The sequence below is a fragment of the Nocardia sp. NPDC055050 genome, from assembly GCF_053608345.1.
This window is the reverse complement of sequence record NZ_JBSGVG010000006.1, coordinates 210613-233986: the sequence shown is the minus strand read 5'-3', so window position 1 is coordinate 233986 and position 23374 is coordinate 210613. Positions and strand designations below refer to the sequence as shown.

Genomic DNA, 23374 nt, shown 5'->3' with positions numbered 1-23374 from the left:
CTCCGTGATTCGTTGCTGGCGGCGGTTCAGGCAGCGTAGATCGTGATGCCGTCGCGCACGGTGCGCAGGCAGGTCGGCAGGTCGACGCCCGGATCGAGGCGCGGGAGGGCGGGTACGCGGGAGCGGGGGTCGGTGGACCAGCGCTGCACGGTGTCGGCGGCCGCCGCGACGACGAGCTCGCCCGCGTCCCACACGGCGTAGGAGGCGGGTGCGCCGGGAACCAGCGTGCCCGCCATCCCGTCGCGCACGCCGCCCGCGCGCCAGGCGCCGCGCGTGGCAGCGGCGAAGGCGGCACGCGGGGACAAGCCGTGGCCGGGGGTGCGGTGGTGGACGGCCGCGCGCACCTGTTCCCACGGGTTCATGACGGTGACGGGCGCGTCGGACCCGATGGCGAGGGAGATGCCCGCCGCCGCCATCGCCGAGAACGGGTTGAGGCCCGCGGCGCGCTCGGCGCCGAGGCGGGTCGCGTACATCCCGTCGGGTCCGCCCCACGCGGCGTCGAAGCCGGGCTGCACGGACGCGATCACGCCGAGCTCGGCCAGTTGTGCGATCGCAGCGGCGTCGGTCATCTCCGCGTGTTCCACCCGGTGCCCACGTGAGGCGATCGCCGGACCACCGAGTTCAGCGGCGACACGGGCGAATCCGGCGACGACGGTATCCATGGCGGCGTCGCCGATGGCGTGGAAACCGGCCTGGATCCCGGCCTCGGTGCACGCGCGAATATGCGCGGTGATCGTGTCCTCGTCGAGGAAGCTCTTGCCGCAGCCCGCCGCGTCGGCGTAGGGCGCGCGCAGCAGCGCCGTGTGCGAGCCGAGCGAGCCGTCGACGAACAGGTCGCCACCGAGCGCGTGCACGCCGAGCTCGTCGAGCAGGGCGCGCGCGTGCTCCGCGGTGCGCACGGCCTGACCCCAGTAGGCCCGCACGGCCACACCGTGGTCGAAAGCGAGCAGTTCGCGGATGTCGTCGCGGCCGGAGATCTCCGGGCCCGCGCATTCGTGGACCGCGACGATGCCGTGAGCGGCCGCCGCGTCGAGGGCCGCCCGGCGAGCCGAATCACGCTGGGCACGAGTGAGTTCCGCGAGCGCGATGGTGCGCACCCGGTGGTGGGCGTCGGCGCGCAGCAGTTCGCCACGCTGATACCCCTCGCCGAGGTCACCGGCCGCGTCGAGCAGCGCCGAGGAGGCGACGGCCGAATGGGCGTCGACCCGGGCCAGGTAGACCAGCCTGCCCGAACCGGCGGCCTCGTCGAGTTCGGCGACCGTCGGCGGACGCTGCTCGGGCCAGCCGGTGTCGTCCCAGCCCTCGCCGATGATCACCCCGTCCGGCTGGCTCGCGGCGTGCGCACGCACCGTCTCGAGCAGGTCGGACAGGGATCCGGCGCCACGCACGTCGAGCCCGGTCAGCTGGAGTCCCAGCGCGGTGACGTGGACATGGGGGTCGACGAACGCGGGTGCCACGAACGCACCGTCGAGGTCGATGATCTCCGCGTCGGGGTGCATCGCGCGCCCGGGCGCCTCGGCGCCCAGCCACACCACGGTGCCGTCGGTGACCGCCATCGCGGCCGCGTCCGGGGAGCTCGAACTGTAGAAACGACCGCCGATCAGCAACTGGGTACTCACGATGCCCCAGTCTGCCGTATCGCCGGATCGGCACCTCGGCAGGGACAGGCTCCGGTCGGCGGCGCGAGCGTCAGGTCGGCAGCGACAGTGCGGCGCGCACTTCGGCGTCGCCGAACCCGGCGAGACAATGCCCGCCCGCCTCCACGGCGATCAGTTCCAGCCGCCATGCGGCGGTGGTGAAGTCCGACATCGACTGTCCGGCAGCGGCGCTCGCTCTGCGCACCGCGTCGGCCAGTTCCTCGCTCACCGTGACGGTGATCTGCTCGGTGGCCATGTCGGTACTGTAGACCCTTCGCCGCCGCGCGCGGGCGTGTCGGCCGAGGCCTTGTCGGATCAGGCGGGGCCGAGCGCGCGCGGACCCGCGGTGTGACCATCGTCGTACCACTGCCCGACCACGGTGCCGTCGACCACGTCGCCGTCCGCGTCGACGACCATCCCGCGATACGGCGAGGGCGCGAACGAGGGCAGCGGGCCGAAGCGCCGGGTGCCGAGCTTCTCCAGCGCCGGTCGCAGCAGCGCCCTGGTCGGCGGGAACAGCGCGAGCAGGCCGACGAGTCCGGTGACCAGACCGGGCACGAACAGCAGCACCGAGCCGGTGGCGACGATCACCCCGTCGGCGACCGCGCTCTCGGCGGTCACCTCACCGCGCGAGGCCCGCCGGAATCGGTCGAACACCCGCCTGCCCTGCCGTCCGAGCAGCACCAATCCCACGCCCGAGACGGCGACGAGCACGATCAGCGCCCAGCCGATGCCGATCAACTGGGCGAGACCGACGAGGGCGGCGATCTCGACGACGAGGTAGAGGACGAACAGCACTGCGGTCATGGCGATCCTTTCGGACGATCTACCCCTTCAACGCACGAGCGCCCGATTTTTCTCCCGAGCGAGCCGGCGAATTCAGCCGCCCGGTCGCACGAGCCCGGTCTCGTAGGCCAGCACCACGGCCTGCACCCGGTCGCGCAGACCGAGTTTGGTGAGCACCCGGCCGACGTGTGTTTTCACCGTCGCCTCCGACAGGAACAGCGCCGCGGCGATCTCGGCGTTGGAGCGGCCGACCGCGATCTGTTCGAGTACCTCGCGTTCGCGCGCGGTGAGGACGTCGAGGATCTTCGGGTCGCGCAGGCTCGTCGGGTCCTCGGCCACGAGCCGGTCCAGCAGCCGCTTGGTGACCTTGGGCGAGACCACCGCGTCACCGGCGGCGACGCTGCGGATGGCCGAGACGAGATCCTCGGGCGGGGTGTCCTTGAGCAGGAATCCGCTGGCGCCGGCACGCAGGGCGCCGAGCGCGTGTTCGTCGAGGTCGAAGGTGGTCATCACGAGCACCCGCACGCCCTCCCCCGCGGCCACGATCTGCGCGGTGGCCGTCACTCCGTCGACAACCGGCATCCGCACATCCATCAGCACCACATCGGGTCGCAGTTCGCTCGCGCGCCGCACGGCTTCGTCGCCGTTGCCCGCTTCACCGATCACGTCGATGTCGGGGTGCGCGCCGAGCACCATTTTCAGGCCCATCCGCATGAGTTCCTGATCGTCCACCACGAGCACGCTGATCGGCATTGCCCCACCCTAATAGTCACCGCCGCGCAGCATTCCCCCGTGTTTTCCCGCACGACCGCGGGGTGAGCGGGGTTCAGTCCGTTTCGGTCCGCAGTGGAAGGTCGGCGCGTACCTGCCAGCGGCCGTCGTCGAGTCTGCCCGCGGACAGAGTGCCGCCCAGGACCGCGACCCGTTCGCGCATGCCGACCAGACCCATCCCCGCGCCGGGAATCTCGGCGCCCGGACTCACCTGCGCGGGAACACCGCCGCTGTCGACGACTTCGACGCGGATGTCCTCCTCGCGCCGATGCACCCGGACCACCGCCTTCGGCTCCGCTCCCGCGTGGCGCAGGGTGTTGGTGAGCGATTCCTGCACGATGCGGTGCACGCCGAGGCTCACCTCGGGGGCGATGTCGTCGAGTTCGCCGGTCAGCTCGAGGTCGACGGCCAGGCCCGCCTCGCGCATCATCTGGGCCAGCTTCGCGATGCCCGCGCTCCCGTGCTGGGGCAGCAGTTCCGGTGCGTGCTCGGTGCGCAGCAGGGCGACGGTGCGGCGCAGTTCGCGCAGCGCGTCGCGACCGGTACCCGCGATGGTGGCGAGCGCGCGTTCGGCGGTGTCGGGGTCCTGACGCAGGGCGTACTTGGCGCCGTCGGCCTGCACGATGATGACGCTGACGGCGTGCGCGACCACATCGTGGAGTTCGCGGGCGATGCGGGTGCGTTCGGCGGCGACCGCGTCGTGGGCGCGCCGTTCCTTGTCGTAATCGGCGACGGCCAGCCGCGCCGCCACCTCGGAGTCGTACGCGTGCCGGGCACCGTTGAACTCGGCCAGTGTCCAGCACAGCGCGTAGATGAGCGCGACCATCGCCAGATCACCGCCGCGCGGCTCGTCGAGCAGCAGGACCGACGCCACCATGTCGAGCGCGAGGAAGGCGAGGAAGATGAGCCCGTCACGCCGGCCGACGTAGGCGACGAGCGTGTAGAGCATCACCCCGAGCCCGATCAGGGCGACATGGTCGGCTACCTGTCCATCGATCAGGTAGCCGATGAGAGTGTTCAGCAACGACAGCACCAGCATCGCCGCCGCCACCGCCCGCGGATACACCCGCCGCAGGATCAGCGGCAGCGGAACGATCACCGAGAAGATCAGGTAGACGACCTTGTTGTGTTCGTCGCCCACCCCGAGGGCATCGAGGAACAGCAGCAATCCCGCGAGAATCGAGTCGGCGACGATGGGTCGTCCGCGTAGCCACAGGCTGAACCGGCGCACGGGCCCAGCGTAGCCCCGGCTGGCTTTCCGGCCGTGATCTTGATTGCCTGGACGCGTGCAACTCGGAGACTGGACGGTCCTGCTGGTGGCCGCCGCGGCGGCGGGCTGGGTCGACGCCGTGGTCGGCGGCGGCGGGCTGATCATTCTGCCGACCCTGTTCCTCGTCGTTCCCGGCATCGCACCGCAGACCGCGCTGGGCACCAACAAGCTCGCCGCCCTGGCAGGCACCGCGACCGCGGTGGCGACCTTCGCGCGCAAGGTGCCGATGCAGTGGAAGGTACTGCTGCCCGGCGCGGTGATCGCCGCGATCACGGCCGCGTGCGGCGCGGCGGCGGTGTCGCTGATCGACCGCGACCTGTTCATCCCGCTGGTGATGGTGGTGCTCGTCGGGGTGGCGGTGTTCGTGACCGTGCGCCCCTCGGTCGGCCTGACGATGGCCACCCATCCGCCGACCCGGCGCAAGGTGATCCTGGTGGTCGGCCTCGCGTCCGGTCTGATCGGCCTCTACGACGGGCTGCTCGGGCCGGGCACCGGCACCTTCCTGATCATCACCTTCGCGACCCTGCTCGGCACCGAATTCGTGCGGGCGGCCGCGATGGCCAAGGTGATCAACTGCGGGTCGAACGTGGGTGCGCTGCTGTTCCTCGGCTCGACCGGCCACATCCTGTGGGGTCTCGGCGCGGGCATGGCGGTGGCGAATGTTCTCGGCGCGCTGGTCGGTTCGCGGATGGCGCTGGCCAGGGGCGCGGGGTTCGTCCGGATCGTGTTGCTCGTCGTCGTGGTGGTGATGGTGATCCGGTTGGGGTGGCAGCAGTTCGGTTAGGGCGGCGATTCGGTCAACGCACCGGTTCGGCGGCCGCGGAGGCGGCGAGCCACGGTTGCAGGACCCGCGAGGTGGTCTCGTGGATCTTGCGGTGGAGGCGTTCACCGTCGTCGATGCCGTGCTGTGGCTGCTGGAACAGCACCGTCAGCGCGCCCGACACCGCGCCGACCACGGCGCCGACCAGCGCCGCGGCGCCGACCTCGTCGAGTTCGTGCGGGAACGCGATGTGCAACTGGTGGGCGATCTCGCGCTGCGCGACCAATTGCGCGTGCGCGGCGCGACCGCTCACCGAGGGGACGGTCCGCGAGACCCGCGCCCGCAGGGCGGCCACCCGCGAACCGACGTCGTCGACGAGGTGTTCGCCGGGGTTGTCGCCCGCCGCGCGCAAGGCCCGCAGCAACACCTCCACCGGTCGCTCGCCGGGCCGACGGGTGGCGATGGCGGCGACCGCCGCGCGCACCCGTTCGTCGGGTTCGGGGAAGAGCAGTTCTTCTTTGCTCGCGAAGTAGTTGAAGAAGGTCCGGGTGCCGACCTCGGCCTCGGCCGCGATGTCGGCGACGGTTGTCTCCTCATAGCCTCTGGCCTCGAACAATTCGACGGCGGCCACGAGGATCGCACGTCGGGTTCGTTCCCTTTTTCGATCGCGCAGGGCAGATGGCGGCACGGCGGGCACCCTACGGCATTTTCGGCACCGCTCGCGGGATGACCGGAGTCCGCGCGTCACGGCGGCAACAGACATGACGGTGCGCCGGAAGCGGTTCCGGCGCACATGTGTCGGTGGCACCGGTTAGCGTAGGTGCGGTGAGCGATACCACGACTTCCAGAGATGTGGACGAGGAGTTCCGCGCGCTCGGGCTCGCCACCCTGGCCGAGGCCGCGCTGTCGGCGGCCCGCGCGGCCGGCGCCGAGCATGCCGACCTGCGCGTGCAACGGTTGGTGACCCAGTCGATCCGGTTACGGGATGGTCGCGTCGAAGCGGTCACCGACGCGACCGAGCTGGGATTGGCGGTGCGCGTGATCGTCGACGGCACCTGGGGTTTCGCCTCCCACGCCGCACTCACGCCCGAGATCGCCGCCGAGGTGGCGCGCCGGGCGGTGACCGTGGCAAAGGCGCTGCGCGCGCTGAACCGGGAGCGCGTCGAACTGGCCGACGAACCACGCTATGACGACGTCTCGTGGGTCTCGGCCTACGACCTCGACCCGTTCACGGTGCCGGCAGCCGACAAAGTGGCGCTGCTGCAGGACTATTCGGAACGGCTGTCCGCGGCCGACGGTGTCGACCACGTCACCGCCTCGGTCCTGCAGGTCAAAGAGCAGACGTTCTACGCCGACACCGCGGGTTCGTCGATCACCCAGCAGCGGGTGCGGTTGCACCCCCAGTTGGAGGCTGTCACCGTCGATTCCGCGTCGGGGGTGTTCGAGACGATGCGCACGCTCGCCGCGCCCGCGGGCCGCGGCTGGGAGTACGTCACCGGCGCCGACGGAACATGGGACTGGACGGGCGAACTCGCACAGATCCCCGGCTGGCTGGCCGAGAAGGTGAAGGCGCCCAGCGTGGTCGCGGGCCCCACCGATCTGGTGATCGACCCGACCAACCTGTGGCTGACGATCCACGAATCCATCGGTCACGCCACCGAATACGACCGCGCGATCGGCTACGAATCCGCCTACGCGGGAACCTCGTTCGCGACGCCCGATCAGCTCGGCACGCTGCGGTACGGCACACCGATCATGCACGTCACCGGTGACCGTACCCAGGTCAACGGGTTGAGCACCGTCGGGTACGACGACGAGGGCGTGGCGGGCCAGCGGTGGGACCTGGTGCGCGACGGCATCCTGGTCGGCTATCAGCTCGACCGCGTGTTCGCCCCGCGTCTCGGGCTCGATCGCTCCAACGGATGCTCGTATGCCGATTCGCCGCACCATGTTCCGATCCAGCGGATGGCGAACGTGTCGTTGCAGCCGGATCCCTCGCGTGACACGACCACCGCAGAGCTGATCTCCCGTGTCGAGGACGGCATCTACATCATGGGCGACAAGAGCTGGTCGATCGATATGCAGCGCTACAACTTCCAGTTCACCGGTCAGCGGTTCTTCCGGATTCGCAACGGCGAACTGGACGGGCAACTGCGCGATGTCGCCTACCAGGCGACGACCACCGATTTCTGGGGGTCGATGGAAGCGGTCGGCGGGCCGAGCACCTGGCAGCTCGGCGGCGCCTTCAACTGCGGTAAGGCACAGCCCGGTCAGGTGGCGGCGGTGAGCCACGGCTGCCCGTCGGTGCTGGTGCGCGGGGTCAACATTCTCAATACCCGGACGGAGGGCGGTCAGTGAACGAGGGTCTGTTCCCGGCGGGCACGGTGGTCGAGCGTGCGCTGGCGGCGTCGAAGGCCGACGAGGCGATCGTGATCGTCACCGACGCGCACGAGGCGTCGCTGCGGTGGGCGGGCAACTCGATGACCACCAACGGCTCGTCGATTTCGCGGGAGTGGGCGGTGATCTCGGTGTTCCGTGACGGCCCGAACACCGCGCGGGTCGGTTCCATCAGCTCCACCAGCGTCGATCCCACCGAGATCGAGGCCGTGGTGCGCGCCAGCGAGGAAGCCGCGCGCACGGCCGCCCCGGCCCGCGACGCGATGCCGCTGCTCGAACCCACCGACGACGACACCGCCGCGTGGGATCTGGCGCCCGGCGCCACCGAGATCGACGTGTTCGCCGGGCTGGCGCGCGACCTGTCCACCGGTTTCGACGGCACCGACCGGCTCTACGGTTTCGCCCACCACCAGGTGCACACCACCTGGCTGGGCACCTCGACCGGTGTTCGCCGCCGGTTCAGTCAGCCGACGGGTTCGGTGGAGATCAACGGCAAGCGCGGCGAGGGCAAGGATCTGGCGAGCGCGTGGGTGGGGGTCGGCACCGCCGACTTCACCGACGTCGACACCGCGGGCCTGCTCGCCGAGTTGTCGCGGCGCCTGGGCTGGTCCGCGCGCCGCGTCGAGCTGCCCGCCGGCCGCTACGAGACCCTGTTGCCGCCGTCGTCGGTGGCCGATCTGATGATCTATCTGGCGTGGAGCATGGAGGGCCGTGGCGCGCACGAAGGCCACACCGCGTTCTCCCGCGCCGGTGGCACGCGAATCGGTGAGCGCCTCAGCGACATTCCGTTGACCCTGTACTCCGACCCGAACGCGAGCGGTCTGGAATACCGGCCGTTCGTGGCGACCCCGTCGTCGTCGGAGTCGCTGTCGGTGTTCGACAACGGTCTGTCCGCGCGGCGGGTCGACTGGATCGGCCGCGGCGTCATCGAATCGCTGGTCTATCCGCGCGCGACGGCGGCCGAATTCGCCGCCCCCGCCACGGTTCCCGGCGAGAACCTGCTGCTCACCGGCGGCGGCGAGGCATCGCTGGACGACATGATCGCCCGCACCGAACGCGGTCTGCTCCTCACCTGCCTGTGGTACATCCGCGAGGTCGACCCCGCCACCCTGCTGCTCACCGGTCTCACCCGCGACGGCGTTTACCTGGTCGAGGACGGCAAGGTCACCGGCGCGGTCAACAACTTCCGTTTCAACGAAAGCCCCCTCGATCTGTTGCGGCGGGTGTCGGAAGCGGGTGCCACCGAGATCACCCTGCCCCGCGAATGGAAGGACTGGTTCACCCGGACCGCCATGCCCCCGCTGCGCATCCCCGACTTCCACATGTCGTCGGTGAGCCAGGCCACCTGACCGGGGTGAACCCCCTCCGTTGGACGGCCCCGAGCGTGAAAGCATGATCGGGTGACTGGTATCCGGATGTTCGCCACCGACCTCGACGGCACCTTGCTGCGTTCCGATCGCACGATCTCGCCGCGTACCGCCGAAGCGATGGCCGGCGCGCAAGCCGCGGGCATCGAGGTGGTGTGGGCGACGGCCCGGGCCCGCCATTCGGTCCACGAGCTGGCGCAGTCGTGCGGTTTCCGCGGCAAAGCGGTGTGTGCCAACGGCGCGGTGCTGCTCGACCTGGCCGACGGCACCCCGCAGATCATCGACACGGTCTCGATCGACACCGGCGCGGCGGGTGCGGTGATGGCGCAGATCCGCGATCTGATTCCCGGTGTGGTGTTCGCCAATGTCGGCGCCACCCGGTTCGTCGCCGAGCCCGCCTATGCCGCGCTGTGCACCTTCGCCGATCACCACCGCAACCCGCACGAGATGGAACTGTCCGATATCTTGCCGACGGGCGTCGACGCGATGGTGAAGATCGTCGCCCGTCATCCCGAGTTACCGGGCGCCCAGCTCTACCGCAAGGCGGTGGCGGTCGGGATCACCGGCGTGGAACTGACCCACTCCGGCGCCGCGTACATGGAGATGGCCGCGGAAGGTGTGTCGAAGGCCAGCGCGCTGGCCCGATTGTGCGCGCTCGACGGCATCCACCTGTCGGAGGTCGCGGCCGCCGGCGATGCGCTCAACGATGTCGCCATGCTGACCTGGGCGGGTACCGCGCTGGTTCCGGCCAACGCGGCACCCGAGGTCATCGCACTCGCCGACCGGGTGCTCCCGGCCAACGACGAGGACGGTGTCGCCTCCTACCTGGAGGAATTGGCCGGCTCGGCACAGCGCGACTCGGCTAGCTGACCGATGTCGGCGCCCGGCCCACGCTGAGGTGCAGGATCGTATCGGTCACGCGCACGGTGTCCGCGTCCAGCGGGAAGTACCCCTGCTCCTGGGTGACATCGGTGCGGGTGTGTCCGGGTCCGAGTTCTGCCGCCGGGATCAAACCCCAGGTGCCGATGCGGTTCTGCAGCGTGTGTTCGAAGGTGCCCGGCCCGGGTTCGGCGAGTTCGAGGCCGTCACTGCGTCCCAGACTGCCGAGTATCACCCCGTAGTGCTCCCCCAGCAGCGATCCGACGATCGCCCCCGCCCCGGACCAGACGAGCTCCATCGGCCCCATCCGCATGACGCTGGTGTTGCGCCGCAGGTGCAGGTTGTGCGAGTACACCAGGGTCGGACCACGGCGTGCTTCGGTGGACCGGATGTCGAGCAGGTTCTGGGCCATCAGCGCGTCACGGGCGGCGGCCAGGCTGTTCCATCGCACGCCGTCCTCGGTCGGCTGGGCCGCCTGCCGGTGGTACCGGAGCAGGCCGAGCCCGGCGGTGAGATGAATTGCCGCCCTTCGCCACTCGGCGAGTGACGTGGCCGCGATCCGTTCCGGTGCACGGGTGTAGAGCAGGGCGAGCATGTCGTCGGCCATCACCCGCAACCGCTCGGCGTCGGGGGTGGCACCGGGCGAGACGCCGGCGTCCAGGACCGCTTCGGTGCGGCTCCAGCGCTCGTCGCTGCCGGCGGGCCCGCTGATGTCGAAGTCGAGTTCGAGGTAGTCGCGGGCGAATTCGAGGTAGAACCGCGGGCTCGGCGCACTCATCGTCTCCATCGCGGCGTCGAATCCGTGGAAGCGGACCTGATCCTCGACCGGCCTGCCCGCGTTGTAGTCGCGCAGCCAGGCGACCAGGTGCCGGTTGCCATCGAGTTCGCCGAACTCGTGCGAGAAGCCGGTCCGCATCACCTCGTCGAAGGCGCCGTGGCCGCCGCGAACGTAATCGTCCACGGCGAGCGCGGCAACCCGATCTGTTTCGAGAGCGATCGACCGGAACCCACTCGCCACCAACTCGGCGAACAGCTCATTGCGGACCGACGCGAAGCCGGGTTCTTTGTGCGTCGGTTCCCCGAGCGCAAGCAGTTCACAGGACAAACGGACGAAGTCGCTGATTTTCTGGCTCATACCTATCAACCGTATCGTTGAAAGAACGGTTGAGACTCGAGCAGCATCGATTCGGGATATATGTCGTAAAGTCTCAAATCAGTGAAAACCCTACGACCGTCCGACCTGGCCCGCGAGCACGCGATTTCGACCCAGGCGGTCCGCAACTACGAGCAGGACGGATGCCTTCCGCCGGCCGAACGCACCCCTGCCGGCTACCGGATCTACACCGACCTGCACGCGGCCGCGCTGCGCACCTACCTCACTCTGATCCCCGCCTACGGCCACGCGCAGGCGGGCGACCTCATGCGCGCGCTGCACGCGGACGACCTCGACAGGGCTCTCACGGTCATCGACCGCGGGCACAGCCAGCTCCTGCGAGACCGTGAGACTCTCGCTACGGTCCGCCGGGCCGTCGACCACCTGATCACCGAATCGAGCTCTGCCACACCGGGTTCGGCCACGACAAGAACCATCGGCGAACTCGCCCATCACCTGCGAGTCACCCCGGCCACCCTGCGGGTGTGGGAAGCGGCCGACATCCTGTCTCCCGATCGGGACCCGGCCACCGGCTACCGCCGCTACGGCCCCACCGACCTCCGTGACGCCGAACTCGCCCACATCCTGCGCCGAGGTCACTACCGCCTCGACCACATCGCCACCGTCATCGGGCAGATTCGCGCCGCGGGCAGCACCGAGGCGCTGGCGAAGGCCCTCACCGACTGGCAGGCCACCATCACCGCCCGTGGCGTCCGCATGCTCGACGCTGCCGCCGCACTGAGCCGATACACCGTGGACATCCGGGCGCACCGTCCCCGCCCCGGTGCGCCCGCCTGACCTCAGACGCGTTCGAGTACCGCCGACGCGCCGATACCGCCCGCCGCGCAGATCCCCAGCAGCGCGGTCTCTTTCCCGGTCCGGGCCAGCTCGTTGGCCATGGTCGTGACCATGCGGGCGCCGGTGGCGCCGAAGGGATGGCCCAGCGAGATCGAGCCGCCGTGCACGTTCAATCTTTCGATGTCGACGGTGCCCACCGGCTCGTCGCGGTCGAGACGGGCCTTGGCCCACTCGGTGCTCTCCAGCATGCGCAGCACCGACAGTGTTTGCGCGGCGAAGGCTTCGTGGATGTCGACGAGGTCGATATCGGCCAGCGTCATGCCCGCCTTGTCGAGGGCGCGCGGCATCGAGATCGCCGGGCCGATGAGTACCTGGTCGGCAGGGTCGACGCTGACGAAACTCCAGGAACGGAAGGCGGCTTGCGGGGTGAACCCGAGAGCGCGCGCCTTCTCCTCGCTCATCAGCAGCACCGCCGACGCGCCGTCGGTGAGCGGGCTGGCGTTACCCGCGGTGACCGTGCCGTTCTTCTCGAACACCGGTTTCAGGGTGGCGAGTTTCTCGACGCTGGTGTTCGCGCGAACGAGTCTGTCGACGTCGATCAGCGTCCCCGACGGCGTGCTGACCGGCACGACCTCGTCGTCGAAACGTCCCGAGGCGATGGCGGCCGCCGCCCGCTGGTGCGAGCGGGCGGCGAACGCGTCTTGATCGGCGCGCGAGATCCCGTTGATGCGGGCCATCTTCTCGGCGGACTCGCCCATCACCTCGCCGGTGGTGCGCTCGGCGATCTTGGGCTGGCGCGGCAGGATGTCGGTGAACGGCGCGAGCTGGCGGACCACATCGAGGTAGTCCGTCGCCTTGGGCTTGCCCAGCGCGACCGGCGCGACCGCGTGCACGACCTTCTGCGGCAGCTTGATCTCGGCATTACTGGTGGAATCGCTGCCACCGGCGATCATGATGTCGTACTCGCCGCGTTCGATCGCCGCGGCCGCCGAGGTCACCGCCTGCAATCCGGACGCGCACGCGCGGGTGACCGTGTACCCCTCGCACCCGAAGTCCAGGTTCAGGTCGAGGGCGATCTCCCGCGCGATATTGGGCGCGTGACTGGGTAGCACGACGCCGCCCCAGACGATGGACTGGATCTCGCCGGGCGCGATCCCGGTCCGCTCGATCAGCCCGCGCACGGCCGCGCCGGCCAGGGCGATGCTGTCGAGGCGGGTGAAGTCGGTGAACGCGCGTACGAACGGCGTCCGCGCGCCCCCGACGACGACGGCTCGGTTGCGTTTGTCGGCCATGTGAGTCCCTTCGGAAGTGCTGCCGAAGACTCACAGTATTCGATACCGGCGGTTCTACATATCGGATCGACGCAAATCAGGAGGGCGTGATCTCGATGCCGATCGTGCCCGCCTTGCCCCGGCGCAGATTGCTGCCGAGAATCACGAGCGGGCCGGTCAGCCAGTACTTCTTGCGCAGCAACGAACGGAGTTCGTCGGTCTCGGCCGCGTCCAGCAGCCGGGCGGTGCCGGTCACGATGTCACCGTGCGCATCCCCGCGCACGTTGCAGGGTTGCACCGTCACCTCGGGGTTGCGCCGGACGCGCTTGACCTTCCAGCTGTCGGTGACCGTCCAGACGAACAGCTTGTCGTCGCGGGCCACCGCCCAGACGGGCGTCCCCACGGGCGTGCCGTCCTTGCGGAAGGTGGTGAGCAGTACGTAATTCGCGGTCGCCAGTTCGCCGAGGCGGTTCGTCATGCCCACAGCCTAGTGGGCGCGGCGATCCGCGGCCGAGCGGCAAAAAGAGTACGGGCGCTTTCGCGAAACTGTTCGTAACCTCTGGGGCGAATCGACTCTCTGGCGAAAGGCCGACGATGACCGATACCGCGGTGCCTCTGCTCTGGAGCGGCGACCTGCCGAGCACCCTCGAGTTCTACCGGGCGCTCGGCTACACCGTCACCCATGAGCAAACCCGCCCCTACGTCTACGGCGCGATCGAACAACACGGCTGCGCCCTGCATTTCGCGCCCGCGCCGCCGGGCATCGAGCTGCCGGTGGAGCATGCGGGCGCGCTGCTGATGGTCGACGACGTCGCCGCACGCCATGCCCAGTACACCGCCGCCCTGCGCGCGCACTACGGCAAGATCCCGAGCAAGGGCTGTCCGCGGATCACCCGATTCCGTCCGGGCCAGTCCCGGTTCTCCCTGGTCGACCCGGTCGGCAACACCGTCCTGGTGATCCAGCGCGACGAGCCCAGCGAACTCGAGTACGGTGGCTCGCGCGAGCTGGAAGGGCTGGCCCGGGTGCTCGACAATGCCCGTATCCTGCGCGATTTCAAGAACGACGACCGCGCGGCGACCCGCGCGCTCGAGGCAGGCTTGCGCCGTTTCGGGGCCGCCGCGAGCGCCTTCGAGCGGGCCCGCGCCTACGCCGCCCTTGCCGAACTCGCTGTCGTCGCCGCGGACACCGACCGGGCCGCACACTGGAAATCCGAACTCGACTCGGTCGAGTTGACCGCCGAGGAGCGCACGGCGATCACCGCCGGTGCCTCCGATCTCCTCACCGCTTTGCTCACCGCGACCGACCGAACCGGGTCATCGGGGCGATCGGCCAGTAGGCTTCGGCTATGCGAGGTCGATGGCACGAACGCACCACCCGTGGGCGGCTGATCCGTTGTGTGGCAACAGCAGTCACGGTTGCCGCCGCCCTCGGGGTGAGCCCGGCCGGTCCAGCGCAGGCTGGTGCGCCGTCGTGCGCCGACGGTTGGCACGTCGACGTGCTGGCGGCCGACCTGGGTGGCCTGGAGAACCTCGAGTACGACGGCCGCGGCGGCTTCTACGTCAGCGGCATCGTTCGCGGAGAGATCCTGCACGTCGGCGCCGACGGCCGGGTCACCACGATCCGCACCGGCCTCGACAACCCCGCCGGGCTGCGGCTGATCGGCGGCGATCTCTACTTCGTCACCGGTGACGGCACCACACCGAACGGCGGCGGCACCCTGAGCCGGCTCGATACGGCCACCGGCGAGGTCACCGTCGTGCTCCCGAACCTGGTGCAGCCCAACGGATTACTGCTGCTCCCCGACGGCGACCTGCTCATCTCCCAGCTCTCCGTCCCCTGGCCGCCGGTGGGCATCAGCCGCTACCGCCCCGCCACCGGCGAATTCACCCTCGCCTGGTCCCCTGTCCCCCGCCCCAACGGCCTCGCTCTCGCCCCCGACCACCGAGCGGTCATCACCGAGGACGTCCTCACCTCCCAGCTCGTGCGGGTTCCCTTCGACGCCCCCGACCGGCCCACTCCCCTCGCCACTGTGAACGACGGTCTCCTGCCCGGACTGGACGACCTCGATGTCACCGCCGCGGGCCTCACCTTCGTCACCGGCGACTACTCCGGCAGCGTCTACCAGGTCGACCCGGCCACCGGCGCCTGGTGCACGCTCGCCACCGGTTGGACCACTCCCCGGGGCTCGCTCCCCAGCCCACCGCCGATCGGGCCCACCTCGGCCCGCCTGGCCCCCGACCTCACCACCGGAGCGTGGTCGCTCTATGTCACCAGCATCGACGGCACACTCCGCCGTCTGCGGCCACCACCCGGTATCGACCTCACGCCCTCCTTCCTGCGCTGAGCACGAGCAAGCTCCGAGCGAAGAGTCAGCGGGGCCGCTCGGCCCGGAACCGGAACATTCCGAGACCGGTTTCCACGTCGATGCCCGTGAACCCCGCGACCGCCAGCCGGTCGGCGAGCGTGTCCGCCGGGACCGGCACGCACGTGTCACCCACATGCTGGAGCCGGAACAGCGGACTGTCGAGGCCGTCCGAGCCGGCGAACACCCCGCCGGGTCGCAACACCCGCAGCGCTTCGGCGAACAGGTCGTCCTGCTGTGCGGGTGAGGGGACGTGGTGCAGCATCGTGAAGCAGACCACCGAGTCGAACTCCTTGTCCGGCAACGGCATCGCGGTCGCGTCACCGTCGACCACCCGCAGCTCCCGCGCGAACCGGGTGCGCAGACGCGCGGCCAGCACGGGGTCGATTTCCAGGCCGGTGAGCGAGGCCGCCCGGTCCCGCAGTGGCGCCACGTTCGCGCCGAAACCCGGGCCGATCTCCAACGCGGACGCCCCGAGGTCGATGTCGCGCATCACCCACGGCACGATCTTCGTCGCCGTCACCCATTCCCACGCCGTGGACCTGCACAACAGCCTGTGCCAGTAATTCATCGCCATAGCTACGACGGTAGGACCCGGGGGGCCGTGGCCGACAGTCACTACGCTGACAGACTATGTCGCAGAACGGACATGACCTACTGCTGGCCGCGGACACCGGTCCCACGGCCATGGTGCTCGGCGCGGGAATCCTGCCCGCCGGATACTGGTTCGACGAGCACCGCCACCCCCAGCATCAGATCGCCTGGGCGGGTAGAGGAGTCATCGGGATCGACATCGGCGCCCACCACTGGGTGCTACCGCCGACCAGAGCCTTGTGGATACCCGGCGGCGTCGCGCATCGCACCGGAACGACGGCCGGGGCCGATATGCGCGGCATCTTCGTCGAACCCGACCGGTGCCCGGCACTGTTCCCCGGACCGACGCTGCTGAGCGTCTCCCCGCTGCTGCGAGAACTGTTCGACCACATGACATCACGGCGATTGACAGACGACGGACGGACGCGGGCCGAAGCGATGGTGTTCGATCTGCTGGAGCCGGTCGAGGTCGTTCCGATCGGCGCGCCACTGCCGACCGACCCCCGTGCACGCGTCGTCGCCGAGGTCCTGCTCGACAATCCCGCCGACGACCGCACCCTCGCCGAACTGGGCAGGCACGCCGCGGCCAGCTCGCGCACCCTGGCTCGCGCGTTTCGCGCCGAGACCGGCCTGACCTTCGCGCAATGGCGGACCCAGATCCGCCTGGCGGCCTCGCTGACCCCACTGGCCGACGGTGTACCGGTGACCCGCATCGCCGCCCGGGTCGGCTATCACAGCCCGAGCGCGTATGTGGCCGCGTTCCGGCGGGCCGTCGGCACGTCGCCGGGACAGTACTTCGCCGGCCCCGTAGGCAATCGGTCGTCCTGACCGGTCGGGGTTTCACGCGTGGTGAGGCCAGCGGTGGCGCATCGTCGGTTGCCGTGGTGGACTGGCGGATTCGGCTATCGGGAGGTCAGCGTGCGATCGGCACCGCAGTGGGCACGGCAGGACGGATTCGGGATCCGGATGGAGTGGGGGCGAACCGGCGCGGCGATACTCGGGCCGGGGGCCGGGTGCCTGGTGGTGATCGACGTGTTGTCGTTCACGACGTCGGTGTCCGTCGCTACCGCCGCCGGCACCGCGGTCTTCCCGTATCGGTGGCGAGACGAGTCGGCGCGGGACTTCGCCGCGGAGAATACCGCCGAACTGGCCGTCGGACGGCGGGAGGCCGGTCCGTGGTCGCTGTCGCCGGCGGCGATCCGGCGCGCGCCGTTCACGCCACGCCTGGTGCTGCCCTCGCCCAACGGTTCCACCATCGCCGCCGCTGTCGAGGAAACGCCGGTCGTCGCCGCCTGCCTGCGCAATGTCAGCGCGGTCGCCGACTGGCTCGTCGCCCAGCACTGGGGCACTCCCGATCGACCGATCGCGATCATCGCGGCGGGCGAGCACTGGCCGGGCACCGACACCGTGCGGCCCGCGCTCGAGGACTGGCTCGGTGCCGGTGCGCTCGCCGCCGCGCTGATCGATCGCGGCATCACTACCCCTTCCCCCGAAACACACACGGCTGCGGCAGCATTCGAGGCGGCAGCCGACGTGGGCGCGCTGATCACGGAGTGCGCGTCCGGCCGCGAACTCGCCGCGATCGGCTTCGCCGAGGATGTGGCCATCGCGATCGAACGCGACGCCGACGCCACCGTCCCGGTTCTCACCGGCAACGCCTTCGTCGACCGCCGACCCCGCTAGCAAGCGTCGGCACGTCCGGAGCCGCTCGATCAGTCGTGGGAGGTGAGGATCCGTGGGCCGTCGGCGGTGACGGCGATGGTGTGCTCGCTGTGCGCGCAGCGGGAGCCGTCGGCCGAGCGGATGGTCCATCCGTCGGCGTCGGTGTAGACCTTCGCCGTGCTCGCCGCGAACCACGGCTCGATGGCCACCGTGAGACCGGGCCGCAGCCGGAACCCGCGCCCGGCCCTGCCGTCGTTGGCGATATGGGGATCCTCGTGCATCGTCCGCCCGAGCCCGTGCCCGCCGAACTCGGTATTGACCGGGTATCCGTACCCGCGAGCGACGGTCGCGATCGCGGCGGAGATATCGCCGATCCGGTTGTCGGGTTGCGCGGCCGCGATCCCGGCGGTCAGGGCCTCTTCCGTGGCCCTGACCAGTCGCTCGTCCGCGGGTGCGGGGGTACCGACGATGAACGAGATCGCCGAGTCGGCGACCCAGCCGTCGATCGACACGGCCAGATCAGCCGTCAGCAGGTCGCCGTCGCGCAAGACATAGTCGTGCGGAAGCCCGTGCAGCACAGCATCGTTCACGGCCAGACACACCGTATTGCGGAACGGCCCGCGCCCGAACGACGGCGAGTAGTCCCAGTAGCACGACACCGCCCCGCGCTCGCGAATCCGTTCCCGCACATACGCTTCCAGTTCGAGCAGGTTCACCCCGACCGCCGCACGGTCGCGCACCCCGGCCAGCACGTCGGCGACGAACCGGCCGGTCACCCGCATGCGCTCGATCTCCGCGGGTGATTTCAGCTCCACCATCACGCCTCCACTTGGTATTTTCATACCGACACTAGCCGCGCCGGTATAAAAATACCAAAATCAGCGGTTCAGGTTGCCCATGTCCACCGGAATCTGCGCACCGGTGATCTGGCTCGCCTCGTACGAGCACAACCAGGCCACGGTCGCCGCGATCTCCTCGGGCTGACAGATGTGGCTGGGCAGGGCGTTCATGAAGATGGGCGCGAGAGTGGCACCGTACTCCTCGAACAGCGGGCCCATCTCGTTGATCTGCATGCCGCTCGCCACGCCCGCGGGATGGACGGTGTTCACCCGGATCCGGTGCGCGCCGAGCTCGTTCGCCATCGTCTTGGCCAGACCCGTGATCGCGTGCTTGGTCGCGACATAGTGGCCGGTGAACGGCGTGCCCTTCAGACCCGCCACCGAACTGATGAACACCATCGCGCCACCCTCGCCCTGCGCGATCAGGTGGGGCACAGCGGCTTTCGCGGTGTGGAAGACGCCCGTCAGGTTGACGTCGATGGTCTCCTGCCACTGCTCGGCGGTGATCTCCCACGACATCGCCGCCGAACAGATACCCGCGTTGGCCACCACCACATCGAGTCTGCCCAGCTGCTCGATGCCCGCCGCCAGCGCCGCGGACAGCCCGTCGAAATCGCGCACATCGACCTTGCTCGCGACGATCTCGGCGCCCGCCGCTTCGACGAGCTTCACGGTCTCAGCCAGATCCGCCTCGGTCGCGCCCGCGTAGCTGGTGCTGGCGAACTCCGCGCACGCGTCGATCGCGATCACGTCGGCACCCTCCTCAGCGAAGCGCACCGCCTCGGCCCTGCCCTGCCCACGCGCCGCTCCCGTCACGAAAACGACCTTGCCCTCGAACCGTCGTGTCATACCCATACCTTTCGAACTTCGATGTCCTCCCCTGACACCTACCACCGCCACCGCCCGGGCGAGGCGAAAACGGAGATCCCTACTCAGCTTGGCCATCGTGTTCGCGAGGACATACCATCGGTCGCATGGTCCGACTCCCGCTCAGCCCCGCGCAGGTCGAAGCAGGCCGCCGTCTCGGCCGCCGCCTTCGCACCGCTCGCGGCGACCGCGACCTCGCCGAGGTGGCCCTGCGAGCGGGTATTTCCCCGGAAACGCTGCGCAAGATCGAGTCGGGACGGCTGCCCTCACCGGCCTTCGGCACGGTCGTCGGCCTGGCCGAGGCCCTCTCGATTCCCCTGACCGAGCTGGCCGAGTCCTACCGCGACGAACAGGTCGCCGAGTCCGCCTGATCGGCACACCGCGCACACTGCCCGATGCTGCGCTCGACCCGCCTACCGGCGGTTCATCGACTCCTCGTTCTCGTATCCCAGCGTCACATCATGGGTGATCTCGCCGCGGGTCACCGATACCTGACTCGCGACGGGCGGGTAGCCGCGGGCGACCACCGTGTACTCCCCCTCCGGCAGGTCAGGTACCAGGTACCGCCCCTGTTCGTCGGTGCGCGCCGTCGCTGCCGGATCGCCGCCCGAGTCCAGGACCGTGATCTGCACATCGGCGACGGGGCGGTCGCCGTCCACCCAGGCCGAGCCCAGCAGGATGGCCATCGGTTCGAGGTCGATGTCGCGATGCAGCGAGCCCGTCTCCGGCACGGTCAGCGCGACTGCCGCCGGCCGCATGTGATCGGCGACCGCGACCAGGGTGTAGGTACCACTCACGACGTCGCGGCACACGTAGGTGCCGTCTTCGCCGGTGATCGCCGCGCCCACCACCTCGCCCTCGGGATCGGTCAGCGTGATCGTGGCACCCCAGAGCGGTTCGCCGCGCCGCGCCGATCGCACGATCCCGGTGAGTTCACCCGCGCCGGTGAGCATCAGGTCGACGTGCTGGGCGCGCTCCCCGATCGACACGCTCACCGCTTCGGGCTGATGCCCGGCCGCCGCGGCGATGAGTACATAGTTGCCCGGCCGGGGCGCCTCGATCACGTACGCACCGTCGGCGTCGCCGTTGCCACGGGCCACCTGATGCCCGTGCTGATCGATCAGGGTGAGCGTCGCGGCGGGTACCGGACGCGCGTCGTCGCGTCGCAGCAGCCCCGCGATCACCCGACCGGTGGCGACGGGGTGCAGTTCGCCCGCCATCTCGTGCGCGTCGTGCAGGCTCACATCGCGCAGCGCGGTGGCATCGGACTGATCGTCCGGCGCCGGATCCTCCTGCAGCGGAATCTCTTTCATGAAGACCAGCACCAGGCAGGCCACCACGGCGAGGTCGGCGGCGAGCAGGAACACGCTGTGCATCGAGTCGGTGAATCCCTCGAGGATCGGGATCCGCAACTCGTCGGGCAGCGTGGCGATGCCGCTGGTATCGCTCAGCAGGCCGTCGAGGCGCGCGCCGTCGAAACCGGGCGGCAGACTCCCACCGAAGGCTTCCAGGATCGACGCGGGCAGCCCGTCGAACAGCACGGTCAGGAACACCGCGACCCCCAGGGTCCCGCCGAGCTGACGGAAGAACGTCGCCGCCGCGGTCGACACACCCATCTCGGTGCGCCCGACCGCGTTCTGCGCGGCGATGACCAGCGTCTGCATGCAGCCGCCGAGCCCGAAACCCATGATCGCGCTGAAGGCCAGCGGCTGCCACAGCGGACCGTCATAGGTGATCCTGGCGAACAGCGCGCACCCGATCGCCAGGATCAGCGCACCGAGCACCGGCAGCACCTTGTAGCGGCCGGTGGCTTTCGTGATCAGCCCCGAGATCTGCGCGCCCACCATGATCCCGAGGACCAGCGGCAACATCAGCAGCCCCGCCTCGGTCGGTGAGAAACCACGAACGACCTGCAGATACTGCGGAACCATCGTGATCGCGCCGAACATCGCGACACCCACGAGGAACCCGCCGAGGATCGCGATGCTGAACGTGGAGCTGCGGAACAGCCGCAGCGGGATCAGCGCCGAGTCCTTCATGAGGAATTCGACCAGGACGAACAGCAGCAGCCCACCCGCGCAGATGCCGTAGCAGAGCAGCGATTTCGGCGCGGTCCACCCCCAGATCCGCCCCTGCTCGGCCACGATCAGCAGCGGCACCACACCCACGATGAGGGTGATCGCGCCGAACCAGTCGATCCGGCTGCGTTGGCGGGTGTGCCCCACGTTCAGCACCTTCGCGACCACGAGGAACGCCAGCACCCCGACGGGCACGTTCACCAGGAACACCCAGCGCCAGCCCTCGATGCCACCGAGGCTCTCGTAATCGGACAGGAAGCCACCGACCACCGGGCCGAGCACTGTCGCGATGCCGAACACCATGAGGAAATACCCCTGGTAGCGGACCCGTTCGCGCGGCGGCACGATGTCACCGACGATGGTGAACGCCAGCGACATCAACCCGCCCGCGCCCAGCCCCTGGAAGGCCCTGCACCCGGCCAGCTGATACATGGTGGTCGCGAAGCAGCAGGCGGCCGAGCCGATCACGAACAGGGCGATCGCCAGCAGATAGAACGGTTTGCGCCCGTAGATGTCGGCGAGCTTGCCGTAGAGCGGCGTGGTGACGGTGGCGGTGATCAGGTATGCCGTTGTCGCCCATGCCTGTTCGTCGAACCCGTCGAGACTGTTCGCGATCCGGACGATGGCGACGCTGACGATGTTCTGATCGAGCGCGGCGAGGAACACCCCCAGTAGCAGCCCGGACAGGATGGTGAGTGTCTGGCGGTGCGTGAGGCGTGATTCGGCAACGACGGTATCGGTCATGGAAAAGCCCTGGTTCTGATCGGCTGGCAAGTGGGGGTCGATCATTCGGCCCACACGAGGGCCGACAACCCCGCTGCGAGGAAAACATTGCGCCGCGGGTGGAACTCTTCATGCACTGGTGCGCAGAGCTTACCCACGTCGGATTCGCCGCCTTCACCGAGGGATCAAGTTACCGTTCGTTTCACCCGGAAACGATAGGCCGCGGGGCTGTGAACTGTCAGTTCGGCGCGCGGGAATTCAGCGGCCGAGTTCGGCCAGCGCGCACAGAGTTTCCGAGCAGCCCGCGTCGATCCGGAGGGTGGCGAGGTCGTCGCCGCGGGTACGTCCACGATTCACGATCACCACTGGCACACCGTTTTTCGCGGCTCTGCGCACGAATCGCAGGCCCGACATCACCGTTAACGAGGAACCGGCCACCAGGATCGCCTGTGCTCGTTCGACCAGGCCGAAAGCGGCTGCCACCCGGTCCGGCGGCACATTCTCACCGAAATACACGATGTCGGGTTTGAGCATTCCGCCGCACGCCAGGCAATCGACCATCCGGAATCGGTCGGTATCGGTCACCACGGCATCGGCGTCGGGTGCCACTTCGATACCGGTGGCGCCCGCCGAAACATTGTCCGCGAAACCGGGATTGGCCGCTTCGAGGTGTTGCGCGAGGGTCATTCGGGATATCAGATTCTCGCACCGCAGACAACGCACTCGCGCATACGTTCCGTGCAGATCGATCACCTGACGCGCACCCGCCTTCATATGCAGCAGGTCCACGTTCTGGGTGATCACTCCCGACACCGCACCCGCCCGCTCCAGCTGGGCGACAGCGCGATGACCGGGGTTGGGCCGGGCGGCGTCCATCCGCCGCCAGCCGATGTGGTTACGCGCCCAATACCGCTGCCGGAACACCGGGTCACCGACGAACTGCTGATAGGTCATCGGCGTGCGCGGCGGCGAGCCGGGACCGCGGTAATCGGGAATCCCGCTGTCGGTGCTCAGCCCCGCGCCGGAGATCACCACGGTGCGGCGCCCGCGCAGCAGCTCGGCCGCGCGCGCCACCGCGTCGGTGGTGTCGTGGTCCACCATGGGTTCCACTCTACGAGCGGGGCGGCGGCGCGTCGTGCGCGGGACGAACACGCCGGGG

At 69.5% G+C, this 23374-nt stretch carries 24 protein-coding genes; 10 read left to right on the top strand and 14 right to left on the bottom strand.

Annotated elements, in window-relative coordinates:
- Positions 1–26: 26 nt before the first annotated feature.
- The 5 genes from ACWGCN_RS09260 to ACWGCN_RS09240 all read right to left on the bottom strand — a co-directional run bounded on the left by ACWGCN_RS09260 (position 27) and on the right by ACWGCN_RS09240 (position 4425).
- On the bottom strand, positions 27–1619 hold the full coding sequence (locus ACWGCN_RS09260; protein ID WP_387443391.1) for an amidohydrolase: 1593 nt from the start codon (positions 1617–1619) through the stop codon (positions 27–29).
- Between the two features lie 70 nt (positions 1620–1689).
- Complete coding sequence (locus ACWGCN_RS09255; protein ID WP_378987931.1) at positions 1690–1893, bottom strand: hypothetical protein; 204 nt, start codon at positions 1891–1893, stop codon at positions 1690–1692.
- Positions 1894–1952: 59 nt separating this feature from the next.
- Entirely contained in the window at positions 1953–2444 is a 492-nt protein-coding gene (locus ACWGCN_RS09250; RefSeq protein ID WP_378987934.1) for an FxsA family protein, read from the bottom strand.
- A 72-nt stretch (positions 2445–2516) separates the two neighbouring features.
- Positions 2517–3176 carry a response regulator gene (locus ACWGCN_RS09245; RefSeq protein ID WP_378627551.1) on the bottom strand — a complete coding sequence of 220 codons (660 nt, stop codon included), beginning with the start codon at positions 3174–3176 and terminating at the stop codon, positions 2517–2519.
- Between the two features lie 73 nt (positions 3177–3249).
- Positions 3250–4425, bottom strand: coding sequence for a sensor histidine kinase (locus tag ACWGCN_RS09240; RefSeq protein WP_452449111.1), 1176 nt, complete (start codon positions 4423–4425; stop codon positions 3250–3252).
- A 55-nt stretch (positions 4426–4480) separates the two neighbouring features.
- On the opposite strand from ACWGCN_RS09240, the gene ACWGCN_RS09235 reads away from it, so the two are divergent.
- Entirely contained in the window at positions 4481–5248 is a 768-nt protein-coding gene (locus ACWGCN_RS09235; RefSeq protein WP_452459110.1) for a TSUP family transporter, read from the top strand.
- A 13-nt stretch (positions 5249–5261) separates the two neighbouring features.
- On the opposite strand, the gene ACWGCN_RS09230 is transcribed toward ACWGCN_RS09235, so the two are convergent.
- Positions 5262–5912, bottom strand: coding sequence for a TetR/AcrR family transcriptional regulator (locus ACWGCN_RS09230; RefSeq protein WP_387443387.1), 651 nt, complete (start codon positions 5910–5912; stop codon positions 5262–5264).
- A gap of 137 nt (positions 5913–6049) precedes the next feature.
- Here ACWGCN_RS09230 and ACWGCN_RS09225 point away from each other — a divergent pair, with 137 nt between their 5' ends.
- From ACWGCN_RS09225 to ACWGCN_RS09215, 3 genes are read left to right on the top strand one after another with little or no spacing between them, the layout of a single operon-like run.
- Positions 6050–7582: a TldD/PmbA family protein gene (locus ACWGCN_RS09225; protein ID WP_378987943.1), complete on the top strand. Its 1533-nt coding sequence runs from the start codon at positions 6050–6052 to the stop codon at positions 7580–7582.
- Positions 7583–7590: 8 nt separating this feature from the next.
- On the top strand, positions 7591–8970 hold the full coding sequence (locus tag ACWGCN_RS09220; protein ID WP_452459117.1) for a metallopeptidase TldD-related protein: 1380 nt from the start codon (positions 7591–7593) through the stop codon (positions 8968–8970).
- A 51-nt stretch (positions 8971–9021) separates the two neighbouring features.
- The gene (locus ACWGCN_RS09215) at positions 9022–9858 is read left to right on the top strand and encodes an HAD family hydrolase (protein ID WP_379313882.1); all 837 of its coding nucleotides are present in this window, start codon (positions 9022–9024) and stop codon (positions 9856–9858) included.
- On the opposite strand, the gene ACWGCN_RS09210 is transcribed toward ACWGCN_RS09215, so the two are convergent.
- Positions 9851–11002: an erythromycin esterase family protein gene (locus tag ACWGCN_RS09210; RefSeq protein ID WP_452459109.1), complete on the bottom strand. Its 1152-nt coding sequence runs from the start codon at positions 11000–11002 to the stop codon at positions 9851–9853. The two genes, ACWGCN_RS09215 and ACWGCN_RS09210, sit on opposite strands and share 8 nt — an antisense overlap.
- Positions 11003–11083: 81 nt before the next feature.
- Here ACWGCN_RS09210 and ACWGCN_RS09205 point away from each other — a divergent pair, with 81 nt between their 5' ends.
- Positions 11084–11818, top strand: coding sequence for a TioE family transcriptional regulator (locus ACWGCN_RS09205; protein ID WP_452459108.1), 735 nt, complete (start codon positions 11084–11086; stop codon positions 11816–11818).
- A 2-nt stretch (positions 11819–11820) separates the two neighbouring features.
- Here ACWGCN_RS09205 and ACWGCN_RS09200 read toward each other — a convergent pair whose 3' ends face one another.
- Positions 11821–13110, bottom strand: a complete 1290-nt coding sequence (locus ACWGCN_RS09200) for an acetyl-CoA C-acyltransferase (protein WP_452528998.1) — start codon at positions 13108–13110, stop codon at positions 11821–11823.
- 76 nt (positions 13111–13186) lie between these two features.
- Positions 13187–13567 (bottom strand): PPOX class F420-dependent oxidoreductase, encoded by a 381-nt coding sequence (locus ACWGCN_RS09195; protein ID WP_452449115.1) that lies wholly within the window; start codon positions 13565–13567, stop codon positions 13187–13189.
- A 116-nt stretch (positions 13568–13683) separates the two neighbouring features.
- On the opposite strand from ACWGCN_RS09195, the gene ACWGCN_RS09190 reads away from it, so the two are divergent.
- Both ACWGCN_RS09190 and ACWGCN_RS09185 read left to right on the top strand, forming a co-directional pair.
- Positions 13684–14478 (top strand): glyoxalase, encoded by a 795-nt coding sequence (locus ACWGCN_RS09190; RefSeq protein ID WP_452459503.1) that lies wholly within the window; start codon positions 13684–13686, stop codon positions 14476–14478.
- 8 nt (positions 14479–14486) lie between these two features.
- Positions 14487–15434, top strand: a complete 948-nt coding sequence (locus ACWGCN_RS09185; RefSeq protein ID WP_452459504.1) for an SMP-30/gluconolactonase/LRE family protein — start codon at positions 14487–14489, stop codon at positions 15432–15434.
- A gap of 25 nt (positions 15435–15459) precedes the next feature.
- On the opposite strand, the gene ACWGCN_RS09180 is transcribed toward ACWGCN_RS09185, so the two are convergent.
- Positions 15460–16029 carry a class I SAM-dependent methyltransferase gene (locus ACWGCN_RS09180; RefSeq protein WP_387443374.1) on the bottom strand — a complete coding sequence of 190 codons (570 nt, stop codon included), beginning with the start codon at positions 16027–16029 and terminating at the stop codon, positions 15460–15462.
- A gap of 56 nt (positions 16030–16085) precedes the next feature.
- Here ACWGCN_RS09180 and ACWGCN_RS09175 point away from each other — a divergent pair, with 56 nt between their 5' ends.
- Positions 16086–16874, top strand: coding sequence for an AraC family transcriptional regulator (locus ACWGCN_RS09175; RefSeq protein WP_452459505.1), 789 nt, complete (start codon positions 16086–16088; stop codon positions 16872–16874).
- Between the two features lie 90 nt (positions 16875–16964).
- Positions 16965–17729 (top strand): 2-phosphosulfolactate phosphatase, encoded by a 765-nt coding sequence (locus ACWGCN_RS09170; protein WP_452459506.1) that lies wholly within the window; start codon positions 16965–16967, stop codon positions 17727–17729.
- Between the two features lie 29 nt (positions 17730–17758).
- On the opposite strand, the gene map is transcribed toward ACWGCN_RS09170, so the two are convergent.
- The gene (gene map, locus ACWGCN_RS09165) at positions 17759–18526 is read right to left on the bottom strand and encodes a type I methionyl aminopeptidase (RefSeq protein ID WP_452459507.1); all 768 of its coding nucleotides are present in this window, start codon (positions 18524–18526) and stop codon (positions 17759–17761) included.
- A 60-nt stretch (positions 18527–18586) separates the two neighbouring features.
- Positions 18587–19402 carry a mycofactocin-coupled SDR family oxidoreductase gene (locus ACWGCN_RS09160; RefSeq protein WP_378987979.1) on the bottom strand — a complete coding sequence of 272 codons (816 nt, stop codon included), beginning with the start codon at positions 19400–19402 and terminating at the stop codon, positions 18587–18589.
- A gap of 119 nt (positions 19403–19521) precedes the next feature.
- Between ACWGCN_RS09160 and ACWGCN_RS09155 the strand changes: the two genes are divergently transcribed.
- Positions 19522–19785 carry a helix-turn-helix domain-containing protein gene (locus ACWGCN_RS09155; RefSeq protein ID WP_378627518.1) on the top strand — a complete coding sequence of 88 codons (264 nt, stop codon included), beginning with the start codon at positions 19522–19524 and terminating at the stop codon, positions 19783–19785.
- Positions 19786–19827: 42 nt separating this feature from the next.
- On the opposite strand, the gene ACWGCN_RS09150 is transcribed toward ACWGCN_RS09155, so the two are convergent.
- Both ACWGCN_RS09150 and ACWGCN_RS09145 read right to left on the bottom strand, forming a co-directional pair.
- Positions 19828–22236 (bottom strand): MFS transporter, encoded by a 2409-nt coding sequence (locus tag ACWGCN_RS09150; protein WP_452459508.1) that lies wholly within the window; start codon positions 22234–22236, stop codon positions 19828–19830.
- A 237-nt stretch (positions 22237–22473) separates the two neighbouring features.
- Positions 22474–23316 carry an NAD-dependent protein deacetylase gene (locus ACWGCN_RS09145; protein WP_378987985.1) on the bottom strand — a complete coding sequence of 281 codons (843 nt, stop codon included), beginning with the start codon at positions 23314–23316 and terminating at the stop codon, positions 22474–22476.
- Between the last annotated feature and the right edge of the window lie 58 nt (positions 23317–23374).